General features: G+C 59.5%; 23 protein-coding genes. 20 read left to right on the top strand and 3 right to left on the bottom strand.

Features of this window, described 5'->3' with window-relative positions; all coding sequences use genetic code 11:
- The 19 genes from JFT86_RS27815 (at position 1) to flhB (ending at position 16,931) form a co-directional block, all read left to right on the top strand.
- On the top strand, positions 1–1,392 hold the full coding sequence (locus JFT86_RS27815) for a sigma-54 dependent transcriptional regulator (RefSeq protein WP_201239418.1): 1,392 nt from the start codon (positions 1–3) through the stop codon (positions 1,390–1,392).
- Positions 1,393–1,520: 128 nt separating this feature from the next.
- Complete coding sequence (fliE, locus tag JFT86_RS27820) at positions 1,521–1,850, top strand: flagellar hook-basal body complex protein FliE (protein ID WP_123452716.1); 330 nt, start codon at positions 1,521–1,523, stop codon at positions 1,848–1,850.
- Between the two features lie 15 nt (positions 1,851–1,865).
- Positions 1,866–3,653 carry a flagellar basal-body MS-ring/collar protein FliF gene (fliF, locus tag JFT86_RS27825; RefSeq protein WP_201239258.1) on the top strand — a complete coding sequence of 596 codons (1,788 nt, stop codon included), beginning with the start codon at positions 1,866–1,868 and terminating at the stop codon, positions 3,651–3,653.
- Positions 3,646–4,665: a flagellar motor switch protein FliG gene (fliG, locus tag JFT86_RS27830; RefSeq protein ID WP_007920042.1), complete on the top strand. Its 1,020-nt coding sequence runs from the start codon at positions 3,646–3,648 to the stop codon at positions 4,663–4,665. The genes fliF and fliG overlap by 8 nt, the downstream gene beginning before the upstream one ends.
- Before the next feature lie 4 nt (positions 4,666–4,669).
- Positions 4,670–5,476, top strand: coding sequence for a flagellar assembly protein FliH (gene fliH / locus JFT86_RS27835; protein WP_201239259.1), 807 nt, complete (start codon positions 4,670–4,672; stop codon positions 5,474–5,476).
- Positions 5,466–6,824, top strand: a complete 1,359-nt coding sequence (gene fliI / locus JFT86_RS27840; protein WP_201239260.1) for a flagellar protein export ATPase FliI — start codon at positions 5,466–5,468, stop codon at positions 6,822–6,824. Before fliH ends, fliI begins: the two co-directional genes overlap by 11 nt.
- Positions 6,825–6,830: 6 nt before the next feature.
- A complete protein-coding gene (gene fliJ / locus JFT86_RS27845; RefSeq protein ID WP_201239261.1) occupies positions 6,831–7,280 on the top strand; it encodes a flagellar export protein FliJ in 450 nt (149 codons plus the stop codon).
- Between the two features lie 147 nt (positions 7,281–7,427).
- Positions 7,428–7,733: an STAS domain-containing protein gene (locus tag JFT86_RS27850; protein WP_201239262.1), complete on the top strand. Its 306-nt coding sequence runs from the start codon at positions 7,428–7,430 to the stop codon at positions 7,731–7,733.
- Between the two features lie 5 nt (positions 7,734–7,738).
- Positions 7,739–9,442 (top strand): fused response regulator/phosphatase, encoded by a 1,704-nt coding sequence (locus JFT86_RS27855; protein WP_201239263.1) that lies wholly within the window; start codon positions 7,739–7,741, stop codon positions 9,440–9,442.
- Positions 9,443–9,473: 31 nt separating this feature from the next.
- Positions 9,474–9,821: an Hpt domain-containing protein gene (locus tag JFT86_RS27860; RefSeq protein ID WP_201239264.1), complete on the top strand. Its 348-nt coding sequence runs from the start codon at positions 9,474–9,476 to the stop codon at positions 9,819–9,821.
- A 107-nt stretch (positions 9,822–9,928) separates the two neighbouring features.
- Positions 9,929–11,299, top strand: a complete 1,371-nt coding sequence (locus JFT86_RS27865; RefSeq protein WP_201239265.1) for a flagellar hook-length control protein FliK — start codon at positions 9,929–9,931, stop codon at positions 11,297–11,299.
- A gap of 220 nt (positions 11,300–11,519) precedes the next feature.
- Positions 11,520–12,023 carry a flagellar basal body-associated protein FliL gene (gene fliL / locus JFT86_RS27870; RefSeq protein ID WP_201239266.1) on the top strand — a complete coding sequence of 168 codons (504 nt, stop codon included), beginning with the start codon at positions 11,520–11,522 and terminating at the stop codon, positions 12,021–12,023.
- Positions 12,024–12,032: 9 nt separating this feature from the next.
- Positions 12,033–13,001: a flagellar motor switch protein FliM gene (fliM, locus tag JFT86_RS27875; protein WP_003222890.1), complete on the top strand. Its 969-nt coding sequence runs from the start codon at positions 12,033–12,035 to the stop codon at positions 12,999–13,001.
- Positions 13,002–13,054: 53 nt separating this feature from the next.
- Positions 13,055–13,513, top strand: a complete 459-nt coding sequence (gene fliN / locus JFT86_RS27880) for a flagellar motor switch protein FliN (protein WP_201239267.1) — start codon at positions 13,055–13,057, stop codon at positions 13,511–13,513.
- Complete coding sequence (gene fliO / locus JFT86_RS27885; RefSeq protein ID WP_201239268.1) at positions 13,514–13,975, top strand: flagellar biosynthetic protein FliO; 462 nt, start codon at positions 13,514–13,516, stop codon at positions 13,973–13,975. It begins immediately after the preceding gene.
- Complete coding sequence (fliP, locus tag JFT86_RS27890; RefSeq protein WP_201239269.1) at positions 13,975–14,733, top strand: flagellar type III secretion system pore protein FliP; 759 nt, start codon at positions 13,975–13,977, stop codon at positions 14,731–14,733. Before fliO ends, fliP begins: the two co-directional genes overlap by 1 nt.
- The gene (fliQ, locus tag JFT86_RS27895) at positions 14,730–14,999 is read left to right on the top strand and encodes a flagellar biosynthesis protein FliQ (RefSeq protein ID WP_007920026.1); all 270 of its coding nucleotides are present in this window, start codon (positions 14,730–14,732) and stop codon (positions 14,997–14,999) included. The genes fliP and fliQ overlap by 4 nt, the downstream gene beginning before the upstream one ends.
- 3 nt (positions 15,000–15,002) lie before the next feature.
- Positions 15,003–15,788, top strand: a complete 786-nt coding sequence (gene fliR, locus JFT86_RS27900; RefSeq protein ID WP_103305378.1) for a flagellar biosynthetic protein FliR — start codon at positions 15,003–15,005, stop codon at positions 15,786–15,788.
- 3 nt (positions 15,789–15,791) lie between these two features.
- Positions 15,792–16,931, top strand: a complete 1,140-nt coding sequence (gene flhB / locus JFT86_RS27905) for a flagellar biosynthesis protein FlhB (protein WP_201239270.1) — start codon at positions 15,792–15,794, stop codon at positions 16,929–16,931.
- Between the two features lie 213 nt (positions 16,932–17,144).
- On the opposite strand, the gene JFT86_RS27910 is transcribed toward flhB, so the two are convergent.
- Together JFT86_RS27910 and JFT86_RS27915 are read right to left on the bottom strand one after the other, a co-directional pair.
- On the bottom strand, positions 17,145–19,436 hold the full coding sequence (locus JFT86_RS27910) for a hypothetical protein (protein ID WP_201234433.1): 2,292 nt from the start codon (positions 19,434–19,436) through the stop codon (positions 17,145–17,147).
- Between the two features lie 267 nt (positions 19,437–19,703).
- The gene (locus JFT86_RS27915; protein WP_201239271.1) at positions 19,704–22,205 is read right to left on the bottom strand and encodes an Ig-like domain-containing protein; all 2,502 of its coding nucleotides are present in this window, start codon (positions 22,203–22,205) and stop codon (positions 19,704–19,706) included.
- A gap of 274 nt (positions 22,206–22,479) precedes the next feature.
- Here JFT86_RS27915 and JFT86_RS27920 point away from each other — a divergent pair, with 274 nt between their 5' ends.
- On the top strand, positions 22,480–22,716 hold the full coding sequence (locus tag JFT86_RS27920) for a hypothetical protein (protein ID WP_201239272.1): 237 nt from the start codon (positions 22,480–22,482) through the stop codon (positions 22,714–22,716).
- A gap of 114 nt (positions 22,717–22,830) precedes the next feature.
- Here the strand turns inward: JFT86_RS27920 and JFT86_RS27925 are convergent, their stop codons facing one another.
- Positions 22,831–23,190, bottom strand: coding sequence for a hypothetical protein (locus JFT86_RS27925; RefSeq protein WP_201239273.1), 360 nt, complete (start codon positions 23,188–23,190; stop codon positions 22,831–22,833).
- Positions 23,191–23,465: the final 275 nt, after the last annotated feature.

A 23,465-nucleotide genomic window follows, 5' to 3' on the forward strand; every position in this document is an offset into this window, starting at 1 on the left:
ATGGGCATCAAGGTTTTGCTGGTCGAGGACGACCGTTCGTTGCGCGAGGCGCTGGCCGATACGTTGCTGTTGGCCGGCCATGATTATCAAGCCGTCGGCAGTGCTGAAGAGGCGTTGACGGCGGTGGCGCGCGAAGCATTCAGCCTGGTGGTCAGCGACGTCAACATGCCCGGCATGGATGGCCATCAATTGCTCGCGTTGCTGCGCACTCGGCAGCCGCAATTGCCGGTGTTGCTCATGACTGCGCACGGGGCGGTCGAGCGTGCCGTCGATGCGATGCGTCAGGGCGCGTCGGACTATCTGGTCAAGCCGTTTGAGCCCAAGGCTCTGCTGGATCTGGTGTCGCGACACGCGCTGGGCAGTCTCGGTGCAGGCGACGTCGAAGGCCCGATCGCGGTCGAGCCGGCCAGTGCCCAGCTGCTGGAACTGGCGGCACGCGTTGCACGCAGCGACTCCACCGTGCTGATTTCCGGCGAGTCCGGTACTGGCAAGGAAGTACTGGCGCGCTACATTCACCAGCAGTCCCATCGTGCCAGCCAACCGTTCATCGCGATCAATTGCGCGGCCATCCCCGACAACATGCTCGAAGCGACGTTGTTCGGTCACGAGAAAGGCTCGTTCACTGGCGCCATCGCCGCGCAGGCGGGCAAGTTCGAACAGGCCGACGGCGGCACCATCCTGCTCGATGAAATTTCCGAAATGCCCCTCGGCCTGCAAGCCAAGCTGCTGCGCGTGCTGCAAGAGCGCGAAGTCGAGCGGGTGGGCGCGCGCAAGCCAATCACTTTGGATATTCGCGTGGTCGCCACCACCAACCGCGATCTCGCTGGGGAAGTGGCGGCGGGGCGTTTCCGTGAAGACCTTTTTTACCGTCTGTCGGTTTTCCCCCTGGCCTGGCGTCCACTTCGCGAGCGCACTGCCGATATCTTGCCGCTGGCTGAGCGCTTGCTGGCCAAGCACGTCAATAAAATGAAGCATGCGGCGGCAAAACTTTCGCCGGAAGCGCAGGCGTGCCTGACTGGATATCCATGGCCGGGCAATGTGCGAGAACTGGATAACGCGATTCAGCGGGCGTTGATTCTGCAGCAGGGCGGTTTGATCCAGCCGCAGGATTTCTGTCTCGCCGGGCCGGTGATGTTCGCCACGTTGCCAGTGGCAGCGCCGGTGCCTGCCGTGATTCGTGAGGTGGAAATCGAAGCGGATTCGGCCGGTGCCCTGGGCGATGACCTGCGCCGCCGGGAGTTTCAGATGATCATCGACACCTTGCGCACCGAGCGTGGCCGGCGCAAGGAAGCGGCGGAAAAGCTTGGTATCAGCCCGCGCACCTTGCGTTACAAGCTGGCGCAAATGCGCGACGCCGGCATGGATGTCGAAGGCTACCTGTTCGCTACGTGAGTCGTGGCGCAAAGATTTGAAAATGCTTTTCTGAAAGGGCTGCCCATGAGCTGGCACCCTTGTTGCTAATACCTGTGTACCCGCCGAGTGAGTGTCAAAAAATTGCGGGCCGCCCAAGAGAGTAGACCATGAGCCAAGGTATTGAATTTAATCGGTTGATGACAGACATGAAGGCCATGAAGCTGGATGCCATGTCTGCGCCGAAATCGACGACCGCTGTCCCTGAACTGGCGGGCAGCAGCTTTTCCGACATGCTCGGTCAGGCGATCAACAAAGTCAGCGATACCCAGCAGGCGTCGACTCAACTGGCCAACGCATTTGAAGTGGGCAAGAGCGGCGTCGATCTGACGGACGTGATGATCGCTTCGCAAAAAGCCAGCGTGTCGTTCCAGGCTCTGACCCAGGTGCGCAACAAGCTGGTTCAGGCTTATCAAGACATCATGCAGATGCCGGTTTAAGGACGAGATTGAGTCATGGCAGAAGCAGTCGCCGATAACGTTCCGGCCAAGGCCACCCCGATAGACGGCAAACCGCCGTTGTTCGGCCTGTCCTTCCTGGAAAACCTCTCCGAGATGACCATGCTGCGTCAGGTGGGCCTGTTGGTCGGCCTGGCTGCGAGCGTGGCGATTGGCTTTGCCGTGGTGCTGTGGTCGCAGCAACCGGATTACCGTCCGTTGTACGGCAGTCTTGCCGGCATGGACGCCAAACAGGTCATGGACACCCTGGCCTCCGCCGATATCCCTTACACCGTCGAACCGAATTCTGGCGCCTTGTTGGTCAAGGCCGATGACCTGTCCCGTGCGCGGATGAAACTCGCTGCCGCTGGTGTCACTCCCAGCGACGGCAACATCGGTTTCGAAATCCTCGACAAGGAACAGGGGCTGGGCACCAGCCAGTTCATGGAAGCGACCAATTACCGTCGCGGCCTCGAAGGTGAACTGGCGCGGACCATTTCCAGCCTGAACAACGTCAAGGGTGCCCGCGTGCACCTGGCGATTCCTAAGAGCTCGGTGTTTGTGCGTGATGAACGCAAGCCAAGCGCTTCGGTGCTGGTTGAGCTGTACTCCGGTCGTTCGCTGGAGCCGGGTCAGGTCGTTGCGATCATCAATCTGGTGGCGACTTCCGTACCCGAGCTGAGCAAATCGCAGATCACCGTCGTCGACCAGAAGGGCAACCTGCTCTCTGATCAGGCGGAAAACTCCGAAATGACCATGGCCGGCAAGCAGTTCGATTACAGCCGCCGCATGGAAAGCATGCTCACTCAGCGTGTGCACAACATCCTGCAACCGGTGTTGGGTAACGATCGCTACAAGGCTGAAGTCTCGGCCGATATCGATTTCAATGCTGTCGAGTCCACCGCCGAGCAGTTCAATCCGGATCAACCGGCGCTGCGCAGCGAACAGTCGGTCAACGAACAACGCACTGCCAGCAATGGTCCGCAAGGTGTGCCGGGTGCCCTGAGCAACCAGCCACCGTCGCCGGCCTCGGCGCCGCAAACCACCGGTGGCGCTGCTGCGCCTGCCGCCATGGTGCAGCCGGGTCAGCCATTGGTTGATGCCAACGGTCAGCAGATCATGGACCCGGCCACCGGCCAGCCGATGCTCGCGCCGTACCCGGCAGACAAGCGTCAACAATCCACCAAGAACTTCGAACTCGACCGTTCCATCAGCCACACCAAACAGCAGCAGGGTCGCCTGAATCGCCTGTCGGTGTCGGTGGTGGTCGACGATCAGGTCAAGGTCAATGCGGCCAACGGGGAAATCACCCGTGCGCCATGGAGCGCCGACGAATTGTCGCGCTTCACTCGTCTGGTACAGGACGCGGTCGGTTTCGATGCCAGCCGTGGCGACAGCGTCAGCGTGATCAACATGCCGTTCTCCGCCGAACGCGGCGAAGTGATTGCCGATATTCCGTTCTACTCCCAGCCATGGTTCTGGGACATCGTCAAACAAGTGCTGGGTGTGTTGTTCATCCTGGTGCTGGTGTTTGGTGTGCTGCGTCCGGTGTTGAACAACATCACCGGCGGTGGCAAAGGCAAGGAGCTGGCCGGTCTTGGCAGCGACGTGGAACTCGGTGGCATGGGCGGCCTGGACGGCGAACTTTCCAACGACCGCGTAAGCCTCGGTGGTCCGCAGAGCATTCTGTTGCCGAGCCCTAGCGAGGGTTATGACGCGCAACTGAATGCAATCAAGAGTCTGGTGGCCGAGGATCCGGGTCGCGTGGCTCAGGTCGTGAAAGAGTGGATTAACGCAGATGAGTGATAACCGAGCCGCTACCGTCAAACTGAACAAGGTCGACAAAGCCGCGATTCTGCTGCTGTCCCTGGGTTCGACCGATGCCGCACAAGTGCTGCGCCACATGGGCCCGAAAGAGGTTCAGCGCGTCGGCGTGGCCATGGCGCAGATGGGCAACGTCCATCGCGAGCAGGTTGAGCAGGTCATGAGCGAGTTCGTCGACATCGTCGGCGACCAGACCAGCCTGGGCGTCGGTTCCGATGACTACGTACGCAAAATGCTCACCCAGGCCCTGGGTGAAGACAAGGCCAACGGCCTGATCGACCGCATCCTGCTCGGTGGCAACACCAGCGGCCTCGACAGCCTGAAATGGATGGAGCCGCGCGCCGTTGCCGACGTGATCCGTTATGAGCACCCACAGATCCAGGCCATCGTGGTGGCGTACCTCGACCCGGATCAGGCCGGTGAAGTGCTCGGCAACTTCGACCACAAGGTGCGTCTGGATATCATCCTGCGCGTCTCGTCGTTGAACACCGTGCAGCCAGCGGCACTGAAAGAATTGAACCAGATTCTCGAGAAGCAGTTCTCCGGCAACTCGAATGCCTCGCGCACCACACTGGGTGGCATCAAGCGTGCGGCGGACATCATGAACTTCCTCGACAGCTCGATCGAAGGTCAGCTCATGGACTCGATCCGCGAAGTCGACGAAGACCTGTCCGGTCAGATCGAAGACCTCATGTTCGTGTTCAACAACCTCGCCGATGTCGACGATCGTGGCATTCAGGCGCTGTTGCGCGAAGTGTCTTCCGACGTGCTGGTGCTGGCCCTCAAGGGTTCGGACGAAGGCGTCAAAGAAAAGATCTTCAAGAACATGTCCAAACGTGCGGCCGAACTGTTGCGCGACGACCTCGAGGCCAAAGGCCCGGTGCGCGTCAGCGACGTCGAAACCGCGCAGAAGGAAATCCTCACCATCGCCCGCCGTATGGCCGAAGCCGGAGAAATCGTTCTCGGTGGCAAGGGCGGCGAGGAAATGATCTAAGCCCATGGATAAGCACGATGACGATGTGACGGATCTGATCCGTGCCCGCGATGTCCGTGGCTTCGAGTCCTGGGCATTGCCCAGCTTCGATCCGCCGAAACCGGAACCCGAGCCGGAGCCTGAGCCCGAACCGCCGGAAATGGAAGAAGTGCCGCTGGAGGAAGTCCAGCCACTGACTCTGGAGGAACTCGAAAGCATCCGTCAGGAGGCTTACAACGAGGGCTTCGGCATCGGCGAAAAAGAAGGCTTTCACAGCGCCACGCTGAAAGTGCGCCAAGAGGCCGAAGTCGCTCTGGCGGCGAAGCTGGCCAGCCTTGAGCAACTGATGAGCAATCTGTTCGAGCCCATTGCCGAACAAGACACCCAGATCGAAAAGTCGCTGGTCGATCTCGTGCAGCACATCACCAGACAGGTGATCAAGCGCGAGCTGGCCATCGATTCGTCGCAGATCGAACACGTCATGCGCGATGCGCTCAAGCTGTTGCCGCTGGGTGTGGAAAACGTGCGTCTGTACGTCAATCCGCAGGACTTCGCACAGGCCAAAGCCTTGCGCGAGCGTCACGAAGAGTCCTGGCGCATTGTCGAAGACGAAGCGTTGATGCCGGGTGGTTGCCGGGTCGAGACGGCGCACAGCCGCATCGACGCAAGCATTGAAACCCGCGTCACTCAGGTCATGGACAAGCTGTTCGATCAATTGCACGAACAGGCTTTGCACCCGGCTGCCCCGGACTTGAGCCTGGATCTTCCTGAAGACGTCAAACCGGCTGCCGAGCCTGAAGAGCCGCTCGCGGACACCGCCGATGCGCCTTGAACGCACCAGTTTCGCCAAGCGCCTCAGCACCTATGCCGAAGCCACTGAAATTGCCGGCGCGCCGATTCTCGAAGGCCGCCTGTTGCGCATGGTCGGTCTCACGCTGGAAGCCGAAGGCTTGCGCGCGGCCATGGGCACACGCTGCCTGGTGATCAACGACGACAGCTATCACCCTTCGCAGGTGGAAGCGGAAGTCATGGGCTTCTCTGGCAGCAAAGTCTTTCTGATGCCGGTCGGCAGCGTCGCCGGTATCGCCCCCGGCGCACGCGTGGTGCCGTTGGCCGAAACCGGGCGCCTGCCGATGGGCATGAGCATGCTCGGGCGCGTGCTCGATGGCGCCGGTCGTGCACTGGACGGCAAGGGCGGCATGAAAGCCGAAGACTGGGTGCCGATGGACGGCCCGACGATCAACCCGCTCAACCGTGACCCGATCAGCGTGCCGCTCGACGTCGGCATTCGTTGCATCAACGGTTTGTTGACGGTCGGTCGTGGTCAGCGTCTGGGTCTGTTCGCCGGTACCGGTGTCGGTAAATCGGTATTGCTGGGCATGATGACGCGCTTCACTGAGGCCGACATTATCGTCGTCGGTTTGATCGGTGAGCGGGGTCGAGAAGTTAAGGAATTCATCGAGCACATCCTCGGTGAAGAAGGCCTCAAGCGTTCGGTGGTGGTGGCCTCGCCGGCGGACGATGCACCGCTGATGCGATTGCGCGCGGCGATGTACTGCACGCGCATTGCCGAGTATTTCCGCGACAAGGGCAAAAACGTCCTGTTGCTGATGGATTCGCTGACCCGTTTCGCCCAGGCCCAGCGGGAAATCGCTTTGGCCATCGGCGAGCCGCCAGCGACCAAGGGGTATCCGCCGTCGGTGTTCGCCAAACTGCCGAAACTGGTGGAGCGTGCCGGTAATGCCGAGAAGGGCGGGGGTTCGATCACCGCGTTCTACACCGTGCTGTCCGAGGGCGATGATCAGCAGGATCCGATTGCCGACTCGGCGCGGGGCGTACTCGATGGCCACATCGTGCTGTCGCGGCGTCTGGCCGAGGAAGGGCATTATCCAGCCATCGATATCGAAGCGTCGATCAGCCGGGTGATGCCGGCGGTGGTCTCGGCGGAACACATGCAGCGCGCTCAGTATTTCAAACAGCTGTGGTCGCGTTATCAGCAGAGCCGCGACCTGATCAGCGTCGGCGCGTACGTCGCCGGTGGCGACCGTGAGACCGACCTGGCGATTTCCCTGCAACCGCAATTGGTCAGGTACCAGCGTCAGGGCCTCAACGACAAAATCAACATGGGCGAAAGTCAGTCCTATCTCGCGACCTTGTTCGCCCCGGCGACAGGCGGGTAACCGGTCATGGCCGTCAGCCGAGCTGCACGTCTCGCTCCGGTGGTGGACATGGCCGAACAGGCCGAGAAAACCGCCGTGCAGCGCCTGGGCTATTTTCAGGGGCAGGTGAAGGTCGCCGAAAGCAAACTCGCCGACCTGCACGCCTTTCGTCTCGATTACTCGGAGCAATGGATCGTGCGCGGCAGCACTGGCGTCAGTGGGCAGTGGCTGCTCGGCTTCCAGGGCTTCCTGGCGCAACTCGACACGGCGGTTGATCAACAGCGGCAAAGTCTGGTCTGGCACCAGAACAATCTCGACAAGGCTCGTGAGGAGTGGCAACAGGCGTTTGCCAAGGTCGAGGGCCTGCGCAAACTGGTGCAGCGCTATCGCGAAGAGGCGCAACGCCTTGAAGACAAGCGCGAGCAGAAACTGCTGGACGAGTTGTCCCAGCGTTTGCCGCGCCAACAGCCTTTTTAAAACAGGATCAAAAGATCGCAGCGTGCCGCAACTCCTACAGGGATCTTGCGGCACGCTGCGATCTTTTGATCTTGCCCTGCGCCTTGCCCCAGCCCCGTCCAAGTGCTAAACCTTGTACACGTTCGTCAATGACAAGGAAGCCAGTCAATGTCAGTCGTTACAGAAGTCTCCCCGGATGAAAAAAAACTGACTATCTCGGTCAAGGGTCGATTCGATTTCGGTCGCCATCAGGAATTTCGCGAGTCCTATGAGCGACTCACAAAGAAGCCCGAATCCATTGTGGTGGACTTGAAAGACGCCACCTACCTCGACAGTTCGGCCCTCGGCATGCTGCTCTTGCTGCGTGACCACGCCGGCGGCGACAATTCGGATGTGCGGGTGGTCAACAGCAATTCCGACGTGCGCAAGATCCTCGCCATTTCCAACTTCGACAAGCTCTTCGACATCAGTTGACGGCCATGCAGGCGCAAGAGCCGCTGACCATCCTGATCGCCGAAGACAGCGCCGCCGACCGGTTGCTGTTGTCGACCATCGTCCGTCGTCAGGGCCATGAAGTGCTGACGGCGGCGAACGGTGCTGAAGCCGTGGAGGTCTTCCGCCGGCAACAACCGCAGCTTGTTCTGATGGACGCGATGATGCCGGTGATGGACGGTTTCGAGGCCGCCCGGCAGATCAAGGCGCTGGCCGGTGAAACCCTGGTGCCGATTATCTTCCTGACTTCGCTGACCGAAAGTGAGGCGTTGGCCCGTTGTCTTGAAGCTGGTGGTGACGACTTTCTGGCGAAGCCTTACAACCAGGTGATACTTGCCGCCAAAATCAAGGCGATGGATCGCTTGCGCCGCTTGCAGGCCACGGTGTTGCAGCAGCGCGATCTGATCGCCAAGCATCACGATTACCTGCTCAATGAGCAACGCGTGGCCAAAGCCGTGTTCGACAAGGTCGCGCATTCCGGTTGCCTGAGCGCGCCGAATATTCGTTATCTGCAATCACCCTATGCGCTGTTCAACGGCGACCTGCTGCTGGCGGCGTACACGCCGGCGGGTGACATGCATGTGCTGCTGGGTGATTTCACCGGGCACGGCTTGCCGGCCGCCGTCGGTGCGATGCCGTTGGCCGAAGTGTTTTATGGCATGACGGCCAAGGGCTACGGCCTGGCGGAAACCCTGCGCGAGATGAACGCCAAGCTCAAGCGTATCCTGCCGGTGGACATGTTCTGTTGTGCGACGCTGCTGTGCCTGAGTTCGCAAAGGCGTTCGGTCGAGGTCTGGAACGGTGGGATGCCGGACGGCTATCTGCATCGGATTGCCACTGGCGAGCGCGAGCCTCTGGCCGCGCGGCATTTGCCGTTGGGGGTGTTGAGCCCGCAGGCGTTCGATGACTGCACGCAAGTGCATCCAATGGCAGTCGGTGATCGGGTCTTCCTGTTGTCCGACGGGGTGATCGACACCAGTAACGCCAGTGATCAGTTGTTCGGCGTCGAGCGTTTGCAGCGGGTGTTTGCCAGCAATCGCGAACCTGATCGCCTGTTCGACGAGATCGAGCAGGCGCTGCGCGATTTTCGCGGTGAGGCTCGTGACGATGTGAGCATGGTCGAGGTCGGCCTGCTTGAGTCTGAGCAGGTGCACCCTTCGGTGCCGGTGTATTCCGACAGCGGTCAGTCGTGCCCGCTGGACTGGTCGGCGAGTTTCGAATTCCGTGGCGCCACGTTAAAGCGTTTCAACCCGTTGCCGTATCTGTTGCAGTTGCTCCAGGAGGTGCATGGGTTGCGGGCGCAAAGCGGGGCGCTGTACAGCGTGCTCGCCGAGTTGTATTCCAATGCACTGGAGCACGGGGTGTTGGGTCTGGATTCCAGCCTCAAGCGCGATGCCGCAGGATTCGCCCGCTACTATGAGCAGCGCAACGTGCGTCTGGAGGCTTTGCAGGACGGCTTTGTGCGGGTGCATTTGCAAGTGAAGCCGCAAGGCGAGGGTGGGTGTCTGGTTATCCGTGTCGACGACAGCGGTAAGGGTTTCGATGTCGCCAGGGTCATGGAGCGGCCGCTGGACGGTGTCCGTTTGTCGGGACGCGGTGTCAGCCTGGTCCGGCAATTGGGGCACAACGCCGGTTGGTCGGACCAAGGTCGTAGTGCCCACGTGGAGTTTTTCTGGGAGGTTGAGGCATAATCGGCGCAATTCTTGATCAAGGAGTGAACAAGTGACTGACACACATGTTGATTACAAGGCGCTGAGCGAACTGCGCGAAGTCATGGAGGATGGTTATCCCGAATTGCTGGATACGTTCCTGAGCGACTCCAAAGTTCGCTTGGGCGAGCTTCAGAAAGCCGTCGATGCCAAGGCGCTATCGGACGTTGCCCACAGTTTCAAGGGCAGCGCCAGCAACATGGGGGCGACTCATCTGGCCGGCTTGTGTCAGAAGCTGGAGTCGGATGCAAATAACAAAAGTCCCGATGAAATCGCCCAACTGATCGCCGAAATCGGCAACGAGTTTGCTGATATACGTCCTGTCTATGAAGACGAGCGACAGCACGCTACCACTCACTGATTTCACTCCGTCCGGCGCTTTTTCAAGGCGTCGGACAAAACTGGCCCGGCACTTGCAGTTATCTCCCGCAACTGTACCTACGATCCCAGTGCAGCGGAGACCGTTTCATGCCTGCGACCCCCAACATTCTTCTTCAGAACGCTGCTCAGGCCAAGGCTCAAGCCGCCTCTGCAAAAACGTCGGCAATGACCGCAGATGCCGGGGACAAGGCCTCAAGCTTCGCTCAGGTATTCGCCGATCAGGGCTCGAACAAGCCTGCCGTCACGGTTGACGCCCCGCTGAAGTCGGCGCGCGACAAGGTCGCTGACACCAGCGGCAAGAAGGACATCAGCAAGGATCAATCTGCCCCTGAGAAGCCGGCGGTTGCCGATAGCGGCAATGCCTTGCCTGCCGACAAACCTGCAGCGGCCGACGACAAGACTGCCAGCAGCGACGATGCCGCTGATACCACACAGACCCCGGTGACGGATGCCACTCCGGTCGACCCGACGCTGGATCCTGCATTGGTTGCCGTCGTCCAACCGGTAGTGACGCCACCCGTCGTGCCGGCCCCGGTGGTCGAAGCGGCCACTCCGGCGAAAACCGAAACCCCGGCGGTGGCCGTGTTGCCAAGTGTGGTCAAAGATCCGGCGGCGAGCACCGACAGCGATTTCGACCCTTCGACCGATCCTCTCGATGCTTTGCCGGCCGTGCGCATGGCGATGGAGCAGGGTGGCCACATCTCTGCCGCCAGCCAGGCGCAACCGAAAGCGGCGCCTGCGCAGACGCAGGCTGACGGCGAATTGACCTCGGCGCAGAACTTTGCCGCTGGCATGGCCAGCATGCTCGACGTGCAGGCCGACAAGGACAGCACCAGCCAGGGTGGCGAGAAAGCTTTCAGCGGGTTGATCGATGACGGCCTGAAAGACCTGAAAACCGCCACCAGCGACACCCGCGTCGATGACTTTGCCAACCGCTTGGCGGCACTGACTCAGGCTGCCACGCCGAAGACCGCGAACGCTGTTCCGGTGAATCAGCCGATCGCCATGCATCAAAGCGGCTGGACCGAAGAAGTGGTCAACCGCGTCATGTATCTGTCGAGTGCCAATCTGAAGGCGGCGGACATTCAGTTGCAGCCAGCCGAGCTGGGGCGTCTGGATATCCGTGTGAACATGGTCCCCGACCAGCAGACGCAGGTGACATTCATGAGTGCGCACCCGAGTGTGCGTGAAGCGCTCGACGGCCAGATGCATCGTCTGCGTGACATGTTCAACCAGCAGGGCATGGGCCAGGTCGACGTCAATGTGTCCGACCAGAGCCGTGGCTGGCAGGGCCAGCAAGGTCAGGAACAGGCACAGCAGGGCCAGAGTGGGCGCACCAGTGCAGCCGGTGGTCGTCTGGATTCGACGGATGAAGAATTGGCGCCCGCTGCTGTTGCTGAAGCTGCCGCGCAGACCACCAGCGTGATCGGCACGAGCGCCGTCGACTATTACGCCTGACACACCGCTGTACCTTGTGGGAGCTGGCTTGCCAGCGATGGCGGCGGCACATTCGAAATCAATGTGTCAGACAAATCGCTATCGCTGGCAAGCCAGCTCCCACAAGGTTTTGCATCAGTCGACAGATCCCTCTCGTCAATCCCTCTGACACTTCTGGCATAACACTTGCTCTTGCCTTGCCGTGCGACTGTGAAAACCCGAATAGTGACGGATTATTGGCATGGCGAAGAGCGAAGCAGCAGCTGTAAAAGACCCCGCAACCAAAGGCAAACTCAAGCTGATCATCGTGATCGTGCTGGCGTTGCTGCTGGCCATTGGCGCGTCCGTGGGGGCGACCTGGTTCTTCATGCACAGCGCCCAAAGCAAGCCTGCCGAAGCCGCCGAGGCTGCGCCCGTCGGCAAGCAGCCGGCGATCTTCGAGCCGATGGCGCCGGCGTTTGTCGCCAACTACAACCAGAACGGCCGTCAGCGCTACATGCAGGTGAGCATCACCATGCTGGCGCGTAACCAGGCCGATCTGGAAGCGCTGAAAGTGCACATGCCGGTAATCCGCAACAACCTGGTGATGCTCTTCTCCGGTCAGGATTTCGCCACCCTGGCGACCCCGGTCGGGCAAGAGATGTTGCGCCAGAAGGCTACAGCGAGCGTGCAGGAAGTGGCGCAGAAAGAGCTGGGCAAAGTGGTGATCGAACAGTTGCTTTTCACTAATTTCGTACTGCAGTAGGAACACGACATGGCCGTGCAGGATCTGCTGTCCCAGGATGAAATCGATGCGCTGTTGCATGGCGTCGACGATGGTCTGGTACAGACCGATAACGCTGCCGAACCCGGCAGTGTCAAAAGCTACGACCTGACCAGCCAGGATCGCATCGTCCGTGGACGCATGCCGACCCTGGAGATGATCAACGAGCGTTTTGCCCGTTATACCCGCATCAGCATGTTCAACATGCTGCGCCGCTCGGCGGACGTTGCCGTCGGTGGCGTACAGGTGATGAAGTTCGGCGAATACGTGCACTCGCTGTACGTGCCGACCAGCCTCAACCTGGTCAAGATCAAACCCCTGCGCGGCACTGCGCTGTTCATCCTCGACGCCAAACTGGTGTTCAAACTGGTGGACAACTTCTTCGGCGGTGACGGTCGTCACGCCAAGATCGAAGGCCGTGAATTCACCCCGACCGAACTGCGCGTGGTGCGCATGGTGCTGGAACAGGCCTTCGTCGATTTGAAGGAAGCCTGGCAGGCAATCATGGAGGTCAATTTCGAGTACATCAACTCGGAAGTGAACCCGGCCATGGCCAACATCGTCGGCCCGAGCGAAGCGATTGTCGTGTCGACATTCCACATCGAACTCGATGGCGGTGGCGGCGACCTGCACGTGACCATGCCGTACTCGATGATCGAGCCGGTGCGTGAAATGCTCGACGCCGGTTTCCAGTCGGACCTCGACGATCAGGACGAGCGCTGGGTCAATGCCCTGCGCCAGGACGTGCTCGATGTCGACGTGCCGATCGGTGCCACAGTAGCCCGCCGCCAGTTGAAGCTGCGCGACATCCTGCACATGCAACCGGGGGATGTGATCCCGGTGGAAATGCCGGAAGACATGATCATGCGCGCCAACGGCGTGCCGGCCTTCAAGGTCAAGATGGGCTCGCACAAAGGCAACCTCGCGTTGCAGGTGATCGAGCCGATCGAGCGTCGCTGAAGCGGCGCTCTCACCCCCACACATTTAGCTGAATTGTTGCCCGCCGAGGACAAATGATGAACGACGATATGAACGCCCAGGACGATCAGGCACTGGCTGACGAATGGGCTGCAGCCCTGGAAGAGACCGGCGACGGCCAGGCTGACATCGATGCGCTGCTGGCTGCTGATGCCGGTACCGCCAGCTCCAACCGTCTGCCGATGGAAGAGTTCGGCAGCGTGCCGAAGAACAACGATCCGGTGACGCTGGACGGTCCTAACCTGGACGTGATCCTCGACATCCCGGTGTCCATCTCGATGGAAGTGGGCAGCACCGACATCAACATCCGCAACCTGCTGCAACTCAACCAGGGCTCGGTCATCGAGCTGGATCGTCTGGCGGGTGAGCCGCTGGACGTGTTGGTCAACGGCACGCTGATCGCGCACGGCGAAGTGGTAGTGGTCAACGAGAAGTTTGGCATCCGCCTGACCGACGTGATCAGCCCAAGCGAACGCATCAAGAAGCTGCGCTAAGTGAAGCGCTTTCTCTGGGTTCTGCTGGCGTTGCCGTTGAGCGTACTGGCTGCTGAGCCTGCGGCAACTAACGCAGCGGCGGCACCTGTTGCCGCGACCGCGCCAATGGTCAGCAGTGGCGTGGCCGGGCAATTGACGCAACTGGTATTCGGCCTGCTGCTGGTGCTGGGGCTGATTTTCTTCCTCGCCTGGCTGTTGCGCCGGGTGCAGCAGGCGGGTCCTGCAGGCAAGGGCCAGGTGATCGAGCTGATTGGCTCGCGTGCGCTCGGGCCGCGTGACCGTTTGATGCTGGTGCAGGTTGGCAACGAGCAGATTCTGCTCGGTCTGAGCCCCGGCACCATCACCGCGCTGCACGTGCTCAAAGAGCCGGTCGAAGTGCCAGGTATCAGCGAGAAAGCGACCCCGGAATTCGCTCAGCATCTGCTGAAGATTCTCGGCAAGGATCAGAAGGATAAGAAGTAATGGGTGCGCTACGCATCGTCTTGACGCTGGCCCTGTTGCTGGCCGCGCCGCTGGCGTTCGCCGCCGATCCGTTGTCGATCCCGGCAATCACGCTGGGCACCAACGCCGACGGCGCGCAGGAATACTCGGTCAGTCTGCAGATCCTGCTGATCATGACCGCGCTGAGTTTTATCCCGGCGGCGGTCATCCTGATGACCAGCTTCACGCGGATCATCATCGTCTTCTCGATCCTGCGCCAGGCCCTCGGTCTGCAACAGACGCCGTCGAACCAGATCCTCACCGGAATGGCGCTGTTCCTGACCATGTTCATCATGGCGCCGGTGTTCGATCGCGTGAACAACGATGCGTTGCAGCCGTACCTGGCCGAGAAACTCACGGCTCAGCAAGCGGTGGAAAAAGCTCAGGTGCCGATCAAGGACTTCATGCTCGCGCAGACTCGCACCAGTGATCTGGAGCTGTTCATGCGTCTGTCCAAGCGCACCGACATTGTCACCCCGGACCAGGCGCCGCTGACCATTCTGGTTCCCGCGTTCGTCACGTCCGAGCTGAAAACCGCGTTCCAGATCGGCTTCATGATCTTCATTCCGTTCCTGATCATCGACCTCGTCGTGGCCAGTGTGCTGATGGCGATGGGTATGATGATGCTCTCGCCGCTGATCATTTCCCTGCCGTTCAAAATCATGCTGTTTGTGCTGGTCGATGGTTGGGCACTGATCATCGGCACGCTCGCCAGCAGTTTCGGGGGTGTCTCGCCATGACGCCGGAAGTCGCGGTCGACATATTTCGTGAAGCGCTGTGGCTGACTACGCTGATGGTCGCGATTCTGGTGGTGCCGAGCCTGTTGGTCGGTTTGCTGGTGGCGATGTTCCAGGCGGCCACGCAGATCAACGAACAGACCCTGAGCTTCCTGCCGCGTCTGCTGGTGATGCTGGTTACGCTGATTGTCGCCGGTCCGTGGATCGTGCAGACCTTCATGGAGTACATCATCCAGTTGTACAAAAACATTCCGATGGTCATCGGCTAAGCCATGCAATCGCTGCTGCAGTTGACCGACACCCAGATCAGTTCCTGGGTGGCGACGTTCATGTTGCCGCTGTTTCGCGTCGCATCGATGCTGATGGTCATGCCCGTGTTTGGCACAACCCTCATCCCCCGGCGTGTACGCCTGTATTTCGCCGTGGCGATTACCGTGGTGATTGTTCCGGGGCTGCCGCCGATGCCGGCAGTCAGCCCGCTCGATCTCAGTGGTCTGCTGTTGATCGCCGAGCAGATTCTGGTCGGCGCTGTGCTCGGATTTTCCTTGCAACTGTTTTTCCAGGCCTTTGCCGTCGCAGGGCAAATTGTCGCGATCCAGATGGGTATGGGCTTCGCCTCGATGGTCGACCCGGCCAACGGTGTCTCGGTGGCGGTGATCGGGCAGTTCTTCACCATGCTGGTGACGCTGCTGTTCCTGTCAATGAATGGTCATCTGGTGGTGTTCGAGGTCCTCACTGAAAGCTTCACCACGTTGCCGGTGGGCAGCGGATTGATGACCGCGCATTACTGGGAGTTGGCCGGCAAGCTCGGCTGGGTGCTGGGGGCGGCGTTGTTGCTGGTGTTGCCGGCAGTGACGGCGTTGCTGGTGGTCAACATTGCCTTTGGCGTAATGACCCGTGCCGCGCCGCAACTGAATATTTTTTCCATCGGTTTTCCGTTAACCCTGGTGCTCGGCCTGTTCATCGTCTGGGTCGGTCTGGCGGACATTCTCAATCAGTATCAACCGCTGGCCACCGAGGCCTTGCAGTTGCTACGTGAACTGGCACGGGCGCGCTGACTCATGGCTGAGAGCGAAAGCGGTCAGGACAAAACAGAAGACCCCACGGAGAAACGTAAAAAGGATTCCCGTGAGAAGGGTGAGATCGCCCGCTCGAAAGAACTCAACACCCTTGCCGTGATGATGGCCGGCGCCAGCGCACTGTTGATATTCGGCGGCATGCTGGCGGAAGACCTGATGGACCTGATGCGTATGAACTTCACGCTGTCGCGCGAAGTGATCATGAATCAGGGTTCCATGGGCGCGTTTCTGATGCAGTCCGGCAAGCTCGCGCTGGTGGCGATTCAGCCGATCATGATCACCTTGTTGATTGCCGCGCTGGTCGGGCCGATTTCCCTTGGTGGCTGGCTGTTCGCGGCCGGTTCCATGGCGCCCAAGTTCAGCCGGATGAACCCGGCTGCGGGCATCAAGCGGATGTTCTCGTTCAAGTCCGTGGTCGAGTTGCTCAAGGCGCTGGCGAAGTTTTTGATCACCTTGGGTGTGGCGTTGGTGGTGCTGTCCGCCGACGTCGACGACTTTCTGCGAATCGCCCATGAACCGCTGGACCGGGCGATCATTCACAGCGTCACGCTGGTGGCCTGGAGTACCTTGTGGCTGGCTTGCGGGCTGATCATCATCGCGGCGGTCGACGTGCCGGTGCAGCTCTGGGAAGCCCACAAGAAACTGCTGATGACCAAGCAGGAAGTGCGCGACGAGCACAAGGATCAAGAAGGCCGGCCAGAGGTCAAACAGCGGATTCGCCAGACCCAGCGCGAGATGTCCCAGCGGCGGATGATGGCGGCGATTCCGACTGCCGACGTGGTCATCACCAACCCGACCCACTACGCCGTGGCGCTCAAATACGATTCGGAGAAGGGCGGGGCGCCAGTCCTGCTGGCCAAGGGTAGCGACTTCCTGGCACTGAAAATCCGTGAAATCGCCGTGGCCAACAACGTCATGCTCCTTGAGTCGCCGGGGCTGGCGCGGTCGATCTACTACTCCACCGAACTTGACCAGGAAATCCCTGGCGGCTTGTACCTGGCGGTTGCCCAGGTTTTGGCCTACGTCTACCAGATCCGCCAATTCCGCGCGGGCAAGGGCAAGCGCCCGGATCCGCTCAAGGACGATCTGCCGATTCCGCCGGATCTGCGTCGCGATTCCTGACTGTGCTGAGATGAAACAGAAAACCGCTGTCCCGATTGAATGGGGCAGCGGTTTTTTTATGCCGGGAGGACGTGTCTTGCCTGTGAGGTCGCCTTCGCGAGCAAGCCCGCTCCCGAAAGCGTCAGTCACGACAACACATCAATCAAACCTCGTACATCCGGCGGGTTTTATTGGGCAGTGGTCTGGCTCCGTGTAGTCCTTGATGACGTGGTTTTACTGTGTGGTGAGTTCAAAATTGTCAAATATCAGCGCTTCACGAGAGTCGGGGATGATGGTGATGCTGTATATGTCGTCATGATTGAATATCAATTGATCTGCTCGTATTCCCCTATTGATTTGCAAGATTCTGCTATCCAACAAAAGACCGGTGTCATCGCGGGCTTCGACTCTGTGATTGGCAAAGTCAACGTGCGTATACCAAAAGCTCACACGAGAACACGTCCTGCCAAAATTGAATTCGGTTTCTGCCGCGTTTATCGCGAAGTGCCTGCCGTCTACTTTTCCTGGAAAGAGGTATTCGCCTTCACTGGGTTCAATTGCCCAGGCGATATCGGGAAATCGGACTTTCCTGATTGTGATTTTAATGTTGGGCGTTATTAATTCACCCTCCTCAGTGCTGACGAAGGGCGCGAGAGAGTTGAAGTTTTCTGATAATTGCAGGATCTGTCTCTGCACCCTGTACAAACGTGTCTGTGTGCTCACAGCTTCTGATGAGTCGGAGGTTCCGTTAGCGTTGATCATGAGCTTGACGCGCAGGTCGCTGCCGTGTCGCAGGCTTTTGAGCCATGTAACGGGGATGGGCCATTCGAAATCGCCTGTTTGATCAATCGTTACACCATTGGGTTCGGTGCGCGAAATGGCTTCGCCTTGATCATTAATCCCCTCATAGACGCCCCAAACCGTTTGCCCGCGAGCTTGATGCAGCCACGGAGCGGATTTTAGCAAGTCGCGACTCAGTAACTTTGTCACATCCAAAACACTGCTCTCTTCACCCGCAATATGCGGTATCGGCAGTCTCGAGTCGCCATCCGCAATCTGCAATACACGGAACTCTGCAACCGGCGATTTCCCGGCTTGTCTTCCATTGCGATTCAGATTCCAGCGCAACTCAATCTGCTTGCCATGGCGTGCTGCCAGGAACGCCGGGTTCAGCACTGTGTTCACCCGTTTGTTGCTGTTGAACGTCACTAGCGGGAACTGCGGCGAACCCGCTGGCGGGTTGACCTCAACCAACCGCGCTCTGTCCCCGGGCAAGGCGTTGAGGTATTCGATGCGGACGGTTACCCCATCTGGATACGCCAGTGGATCAATCGGATTGACAGCTGGTGACACTAGAAACGGAGGCAACAACACAATGGTGCTACCGCCGATCACATCGGCCGTGGCGGTTTTCGATGTCGCAATGACGATGCCACCGCGCAACAGTTCATATTTCGCACGCACCATGCTGCCGGCAATTACTTTGGCATTGGGCACCATCAGTTTGTAGGTGAACGGGATGCGCCCGACATCCGCCTCAACGGTGTGTGATACCACGGGGGCATCAGGTTTGCTGGCGGTGTAGGTCACACGGATTTTGTCGTTGGGCTGCCATATTGGGGCGAATGCATGCACCAGTACGGTGAGATCCTTGCTGCCGAGCTTCGTCAGATCGATGGTGCTTGGGTCATCGCTTGGATCGTCCGGGTCCTCGGTCAGATCTGGAGCGATCAATCGGGTTTCACCGAGGTGCACATCGACCTCCACCGTGCCCGAGTATGGCGAGTCGGTGTCCGGCCCGTTGCCGAGCTGGTCGGTGACGGTGTAGGAAAAGATGAACTTCGGATTGTCTCCGGCCCTTAGAAACACATCTTCGTCGACCATGGCGCAGATTGTCGTTGGCGCAGGCGATGGAGCAGTAGGGGCTTCGGCGTTGGTGACGGTGCGCAAGACATCCTGGCCGTTGCAGTTCAATCGGATCACGTCGTGAGCGCGGCAGTAGGGGTAGGTGAAACACACCTGCACACCCGATTTGGCGCGGTCGGCATCGATACCGTCCTCGATCACGTCCTGCGGCAGGATCAATTGCAGTTCGGAATGGGCGCCGTCACCCGGCGTACGATCCTCGATACCGGGACGGATGGCGTTGTACAGCAAGGTCAGCGGCGGCGTCGATGTGCCAATGTTCTCACTGCCGCGGGTGATGGTGTAAACGAGTGTGTTGACGCGTTCGGTCAACAGCAGGCCCTTAGGCAGGTAGAGCGTATGCGTGGCGTTTTCCTCGCCAGGCTGAATGGTTTTTGTCGCTTCGGTATTGGTGTTGTTCAGCACCAGTCGGATGACATCGCCTCCTTGAGCCGTACCGGCCAGTGGCGCTTCAACGAGGATGGTCAGGCCCATGGGTTTGAGGTCGTAAACGTGCTTGGGTACACCATAAGTCGCGCCTGCCACTGGTGTGGTCGCTTCAGGGGCGTGTGGTGGAAACAGCCCCAGCACGGTGTTGTCGGGTGACTGGTTCGTGGTCATGGCTGCGGCTCCGGCGCGGCGAGGGGAACGGCTATCAGAGCGCTTTATGAAAGCTTGCACACCTGTCAGATCTGACAGGTGGCGACGAGTGGTCAACCGTGCAAAGCAAATGTGGTCTGTCCCTGAGGGATCCGAAACAGAAAACCGCCGTCCCGATTGAACCGGGCGGCGGTTTTTTCATGCCTTGAGCCAGGCATTCATTCCTTGTAGAAGCTGGCAAAAGCTGCAGGTTTCTGGCGGTTGCGCTTGCCTGTCTGCGGAATTGACTCAAGTATCAATTCGACAGGCAACCGCTGATTGGCCCTGGGTTGTATGCGCATAGGAGTCCACTCCGGTGTTCATTCGTACTACCCAATAGTGATTTTTCTGGGAGTGAGTTTCATTTGTCCACGTGTCATTCGGTAACCATCCAGCTGCTTGAACAATGCCTCCTGACCCTGCGTAGGTGTTGTACACCGCACGCAGTTCTGCTCGATTGTTCGGCAGGCCTCCCCCGGCGGCTGCACAAGCCTGCGCGGCACTGGGCTGAGTCATCAGGTTGCCAAGCCTGACGAACATCTTTAACCCGGTCGTGGTGAGGGTGTAAGTGGCTTTATTGTTTTGATGATCGGTGACGGTCAGTGTCGTCGTTCCGCGCCCGGACACGCGCACCGTGCCCGTGGTTGCGTCGATCAGCGCGACGTTGGTGTTGCTTGAGCTGAAATGGTAGGGCTTGATTCCGCCGGTCGGCGTCCGCGTATACGTTGCATTGGCCGGAGGATTCAGTGGCGGGACACCTCGCACAACGCTATAAGCCGGGAGATTGAGCGTTAGAGCCGCTCCAAAGTTCAAATCCTCCACGGCCCTGACGGTATAAAGCCGCAGCGGAAGTAAAACCGCCCTGGTCTTGTCACGGGAGCCATCAAGACTTACGGCGCATTCGACAGTCAGTGCACTGCCATCCTTGAGCGCCTTCAACCACGCAACCGGCGCCTGAACGTTCAATCCATCCAGTGAGTCATTGGGCTCGCCAGACTTCACCTCGGTACTGATCGGGTTGCCATTGTTGTCAAAACCCTTGCACGTAACCCAGATCGGTTGCGCCGGTTCAAACACTGGCCATTTCACTGCAAGAATCCGCGCCCCTTCGTTGAGGGCTTCAACGTCCAGTACGGTATTGGTGTTGGCTGCAATGTTCGGCGTCGGCAAACGTGAGTCGCCATCGGCAATCTTCAGCACCCTCACTGGTGTCGGGGTTGACTTCCCGGCCTGTCCGCCATTGCGATTGAGGTTCCAGCGCAGCTCGAATGACTTGCCTTGGCGGGCCGCGAGATACGCCGGGGTCAGCACGGTGTTGACCCGTTTGTTGCTGTTGAATGCCACCAACGGAAACTGTGGCGAACCTGTCGGCGGATCGACCTCGGCCAATCGCGCGCGATCGCCGTCGAGGGCGGCAAGGTATTCGATGCGCATCGTGATCCCGTTCGGATAGGCCAGCACATCGACAGGGTCAACGGCCGGCGCCACGAGACTCGGCGGTAGCAGATCAATCGGAGCGGCTCCGGTTACCGTTGCGTTGGCCGTGATCGAATTGCCCACCAGATCACCGTTGGGCCTGCGCAGTTCGTAGGTCGCGGTCACGCGGCTGCCGGCGAAGACCTTGGCGTTGGGCACTTCGAGAATGCAGGGCTTTTTCGACCCGAACTGATCCGCTTCGACTTTGCCGCTGACGTTCACCACCACATCGGCGGGTTGCCCGGTGTCTTGGGCGGTGTAGGTCGCCAGCACGTTATCACCCGCAACAAAAGGGGGATTCGCCGTCAACACCACCAGCAGCAAAGGCTTGCCGGCCAGTTTTTTCAGATCGATTTCCTCGGGGTCATCCCCCGGGAAATCCTCCAGGCGTTCCAGCAAAATCGGCTTCGGCAAACGCTTGCCGTCCAGATCCTCATCCACGACTTGTACCGGCGACCACGGCGCATCGGTGTCCGGGCCGTTGCCGATCTGGTCGGTGACGGTGTAGGAAAAATACAGTTTCTGCTCTATCCGTTTCGCCTTGTCCAGAAACGCGCGAGTGATGGTGAAGCAAATGGTGATGGGCTCTTCGGAGCCATGATTCGGCGGTTGCGGCGCCTGATTCGGATTCACCTTGGCCGTCATCAGTTCGCCATTGCACTTGAGGGTGATGAGGTCATAAGCCCGGCAGTACGGGTAGGACACGCAGACGTCGGCGCTGACGAAATCCGCACCGACGCCGTTTTTGATCACGTCGGGCAGCAGCAGTTTGAGTTCGGAATGGCCACCGGAGGCGTCGTACTTGTCCTTGAGGCCTGGACGGATCTTGTTGTAGAGGATGGTGAGCGGATTCGACTTGCCGATGTTTTGGCTGCCGCGTGTGATGGTGTAGTAAAGCTCGTTGACCCGATTAGGAAGCAGCCGGCCCTTGGGAATGCGCAACCTGGTGCGCACGTTCGGATCGTCAATGGTTTTACTGTCCAGTGCGGCCAACTCATCCTTGAGCCGAAGCTCCATGACATCCCCGGACTCCATGGAGGGAGAGAATGGCGGATCGACAAAAACAACAGCGCCTTCACCGTCGGTGACCAGGTCATAGGCCACCAACGGCACGCCGATGTCCGCGCCAACCACGGGCTCGGTTTGGCCGTTGACTATGGGCGGAAAGAGGACAAGGACAGTGTTGTCGCCAGAGGACGAGGCGGTCATGGAAGAGGCTCCTGCGTAGTGAGAACGGGAAGGAGCCATCAGAGCGCTAAATGAGGATTTGCGCACCTGTCAGATCTGACAGGTGGCGACGGGTGGTCATCCGTGCAAAGCAAATGTGGTCTGTCTCTGAGGGATCCCGATGTCCGGATCCGCTCAAGGATGACTAGCCGATTTCCGCCGGGTTTGCGGCGCGATTGCTGACTTTGCTGTGCGGCCATTTGTCTAAGACTCCCGTTTACTGTCAACTCTGACAGGTGCGGTCGCCGTGATTTTGCAGTCTGATACAAGGTGCGGCCGCGCACTGGCGCGGTCAGACAGGCGAGTGCAGGGGAGCAAGTCAATGAAAGGTATTTTCAGCAGCTACGATGAAAAAACCGGAAGAGGCACCATCACGCCGAAGCAAACGGGACGATCCCTTTCCTTTGCCGAAGCCACTGGTTTTTTTCTGACTGCCAAAGAGTACCGATTCAGCATTCCATTGCCCGATGCCCAGCATGCGAACGTCAAGGTGGGCGGCGAGGTCGAGTTCGAATTGCCCAGGAACAAGAATGGAAAAGTAAAAATCCTCCGGTATTGAGCAACCGACCGTAAAGCAGCTGACACGAAAAAACCGCCGCCCCGAGTCAACGGGCGGCGGTTTTTTTTCTGATCGTTCCCACGCAGAGCGTGGGAACGATCATCGGGGGAGACGCTACTGGGGCAACTCCAGATTATCCATCACCCGATTCACCGCCAGTTCGCCGAGCATGATCAACTGCGCGATGCCCAGCAGCGTCCTGCGCTGCGACGCAGGTACGAGATGGGCGAAGTCATTGGCGATGGTTCTGGCTGAAGCGAGCGTTTCGCTGGCATCGGCCAGCATCTCCTCGTTTTTGAAGTCGGCGGTGACGGCATACATCCTGCGGACTCTACGGGGAGGCGGCGTAGACCCAGGCGGGCAGAGGTAGTGATCGAGGGCGCGGTCGGCGGCTTCGTTGAGCTTTTTCGAATCGAGGGATTCGTAGGGGGAGGTGGGATCGGTCTCGGGCGGGTTGGGTGTTGGTTTGATCATGGTGAAGCTCCTTTGAAGTGGAGCCGCCCAATCCTGTCGCTAAACAAGAGGGGTGGCGGCTGTACGCAGGTTAGCGAACCGGTCAAAGGCACCCGGCAGACCCGAAGGTCTCCCGCATACAGCCACCATGACGAAATCGCGAAAATACAGATCCGCAACGAAGCCTGGAACGCTGATGCACCTTTGACTTGAGTTCGAGTCGCTAAACCCGATCGCTGATTCGTCAGCGACCGACCCACAATAGAACCCACCCCCAAAGCGCACAAGCCGGCGGA

The sequence above is a fragment of the Pseudomonas sp. TH06 genome, assembly GCF_016651305.1.
Classification (GTDB): Bacteria; Pseudomonadota; Gammaproteobacteria; order Pseudomonadales; family Pseudomonadaceae; genus Aquipseudomonas.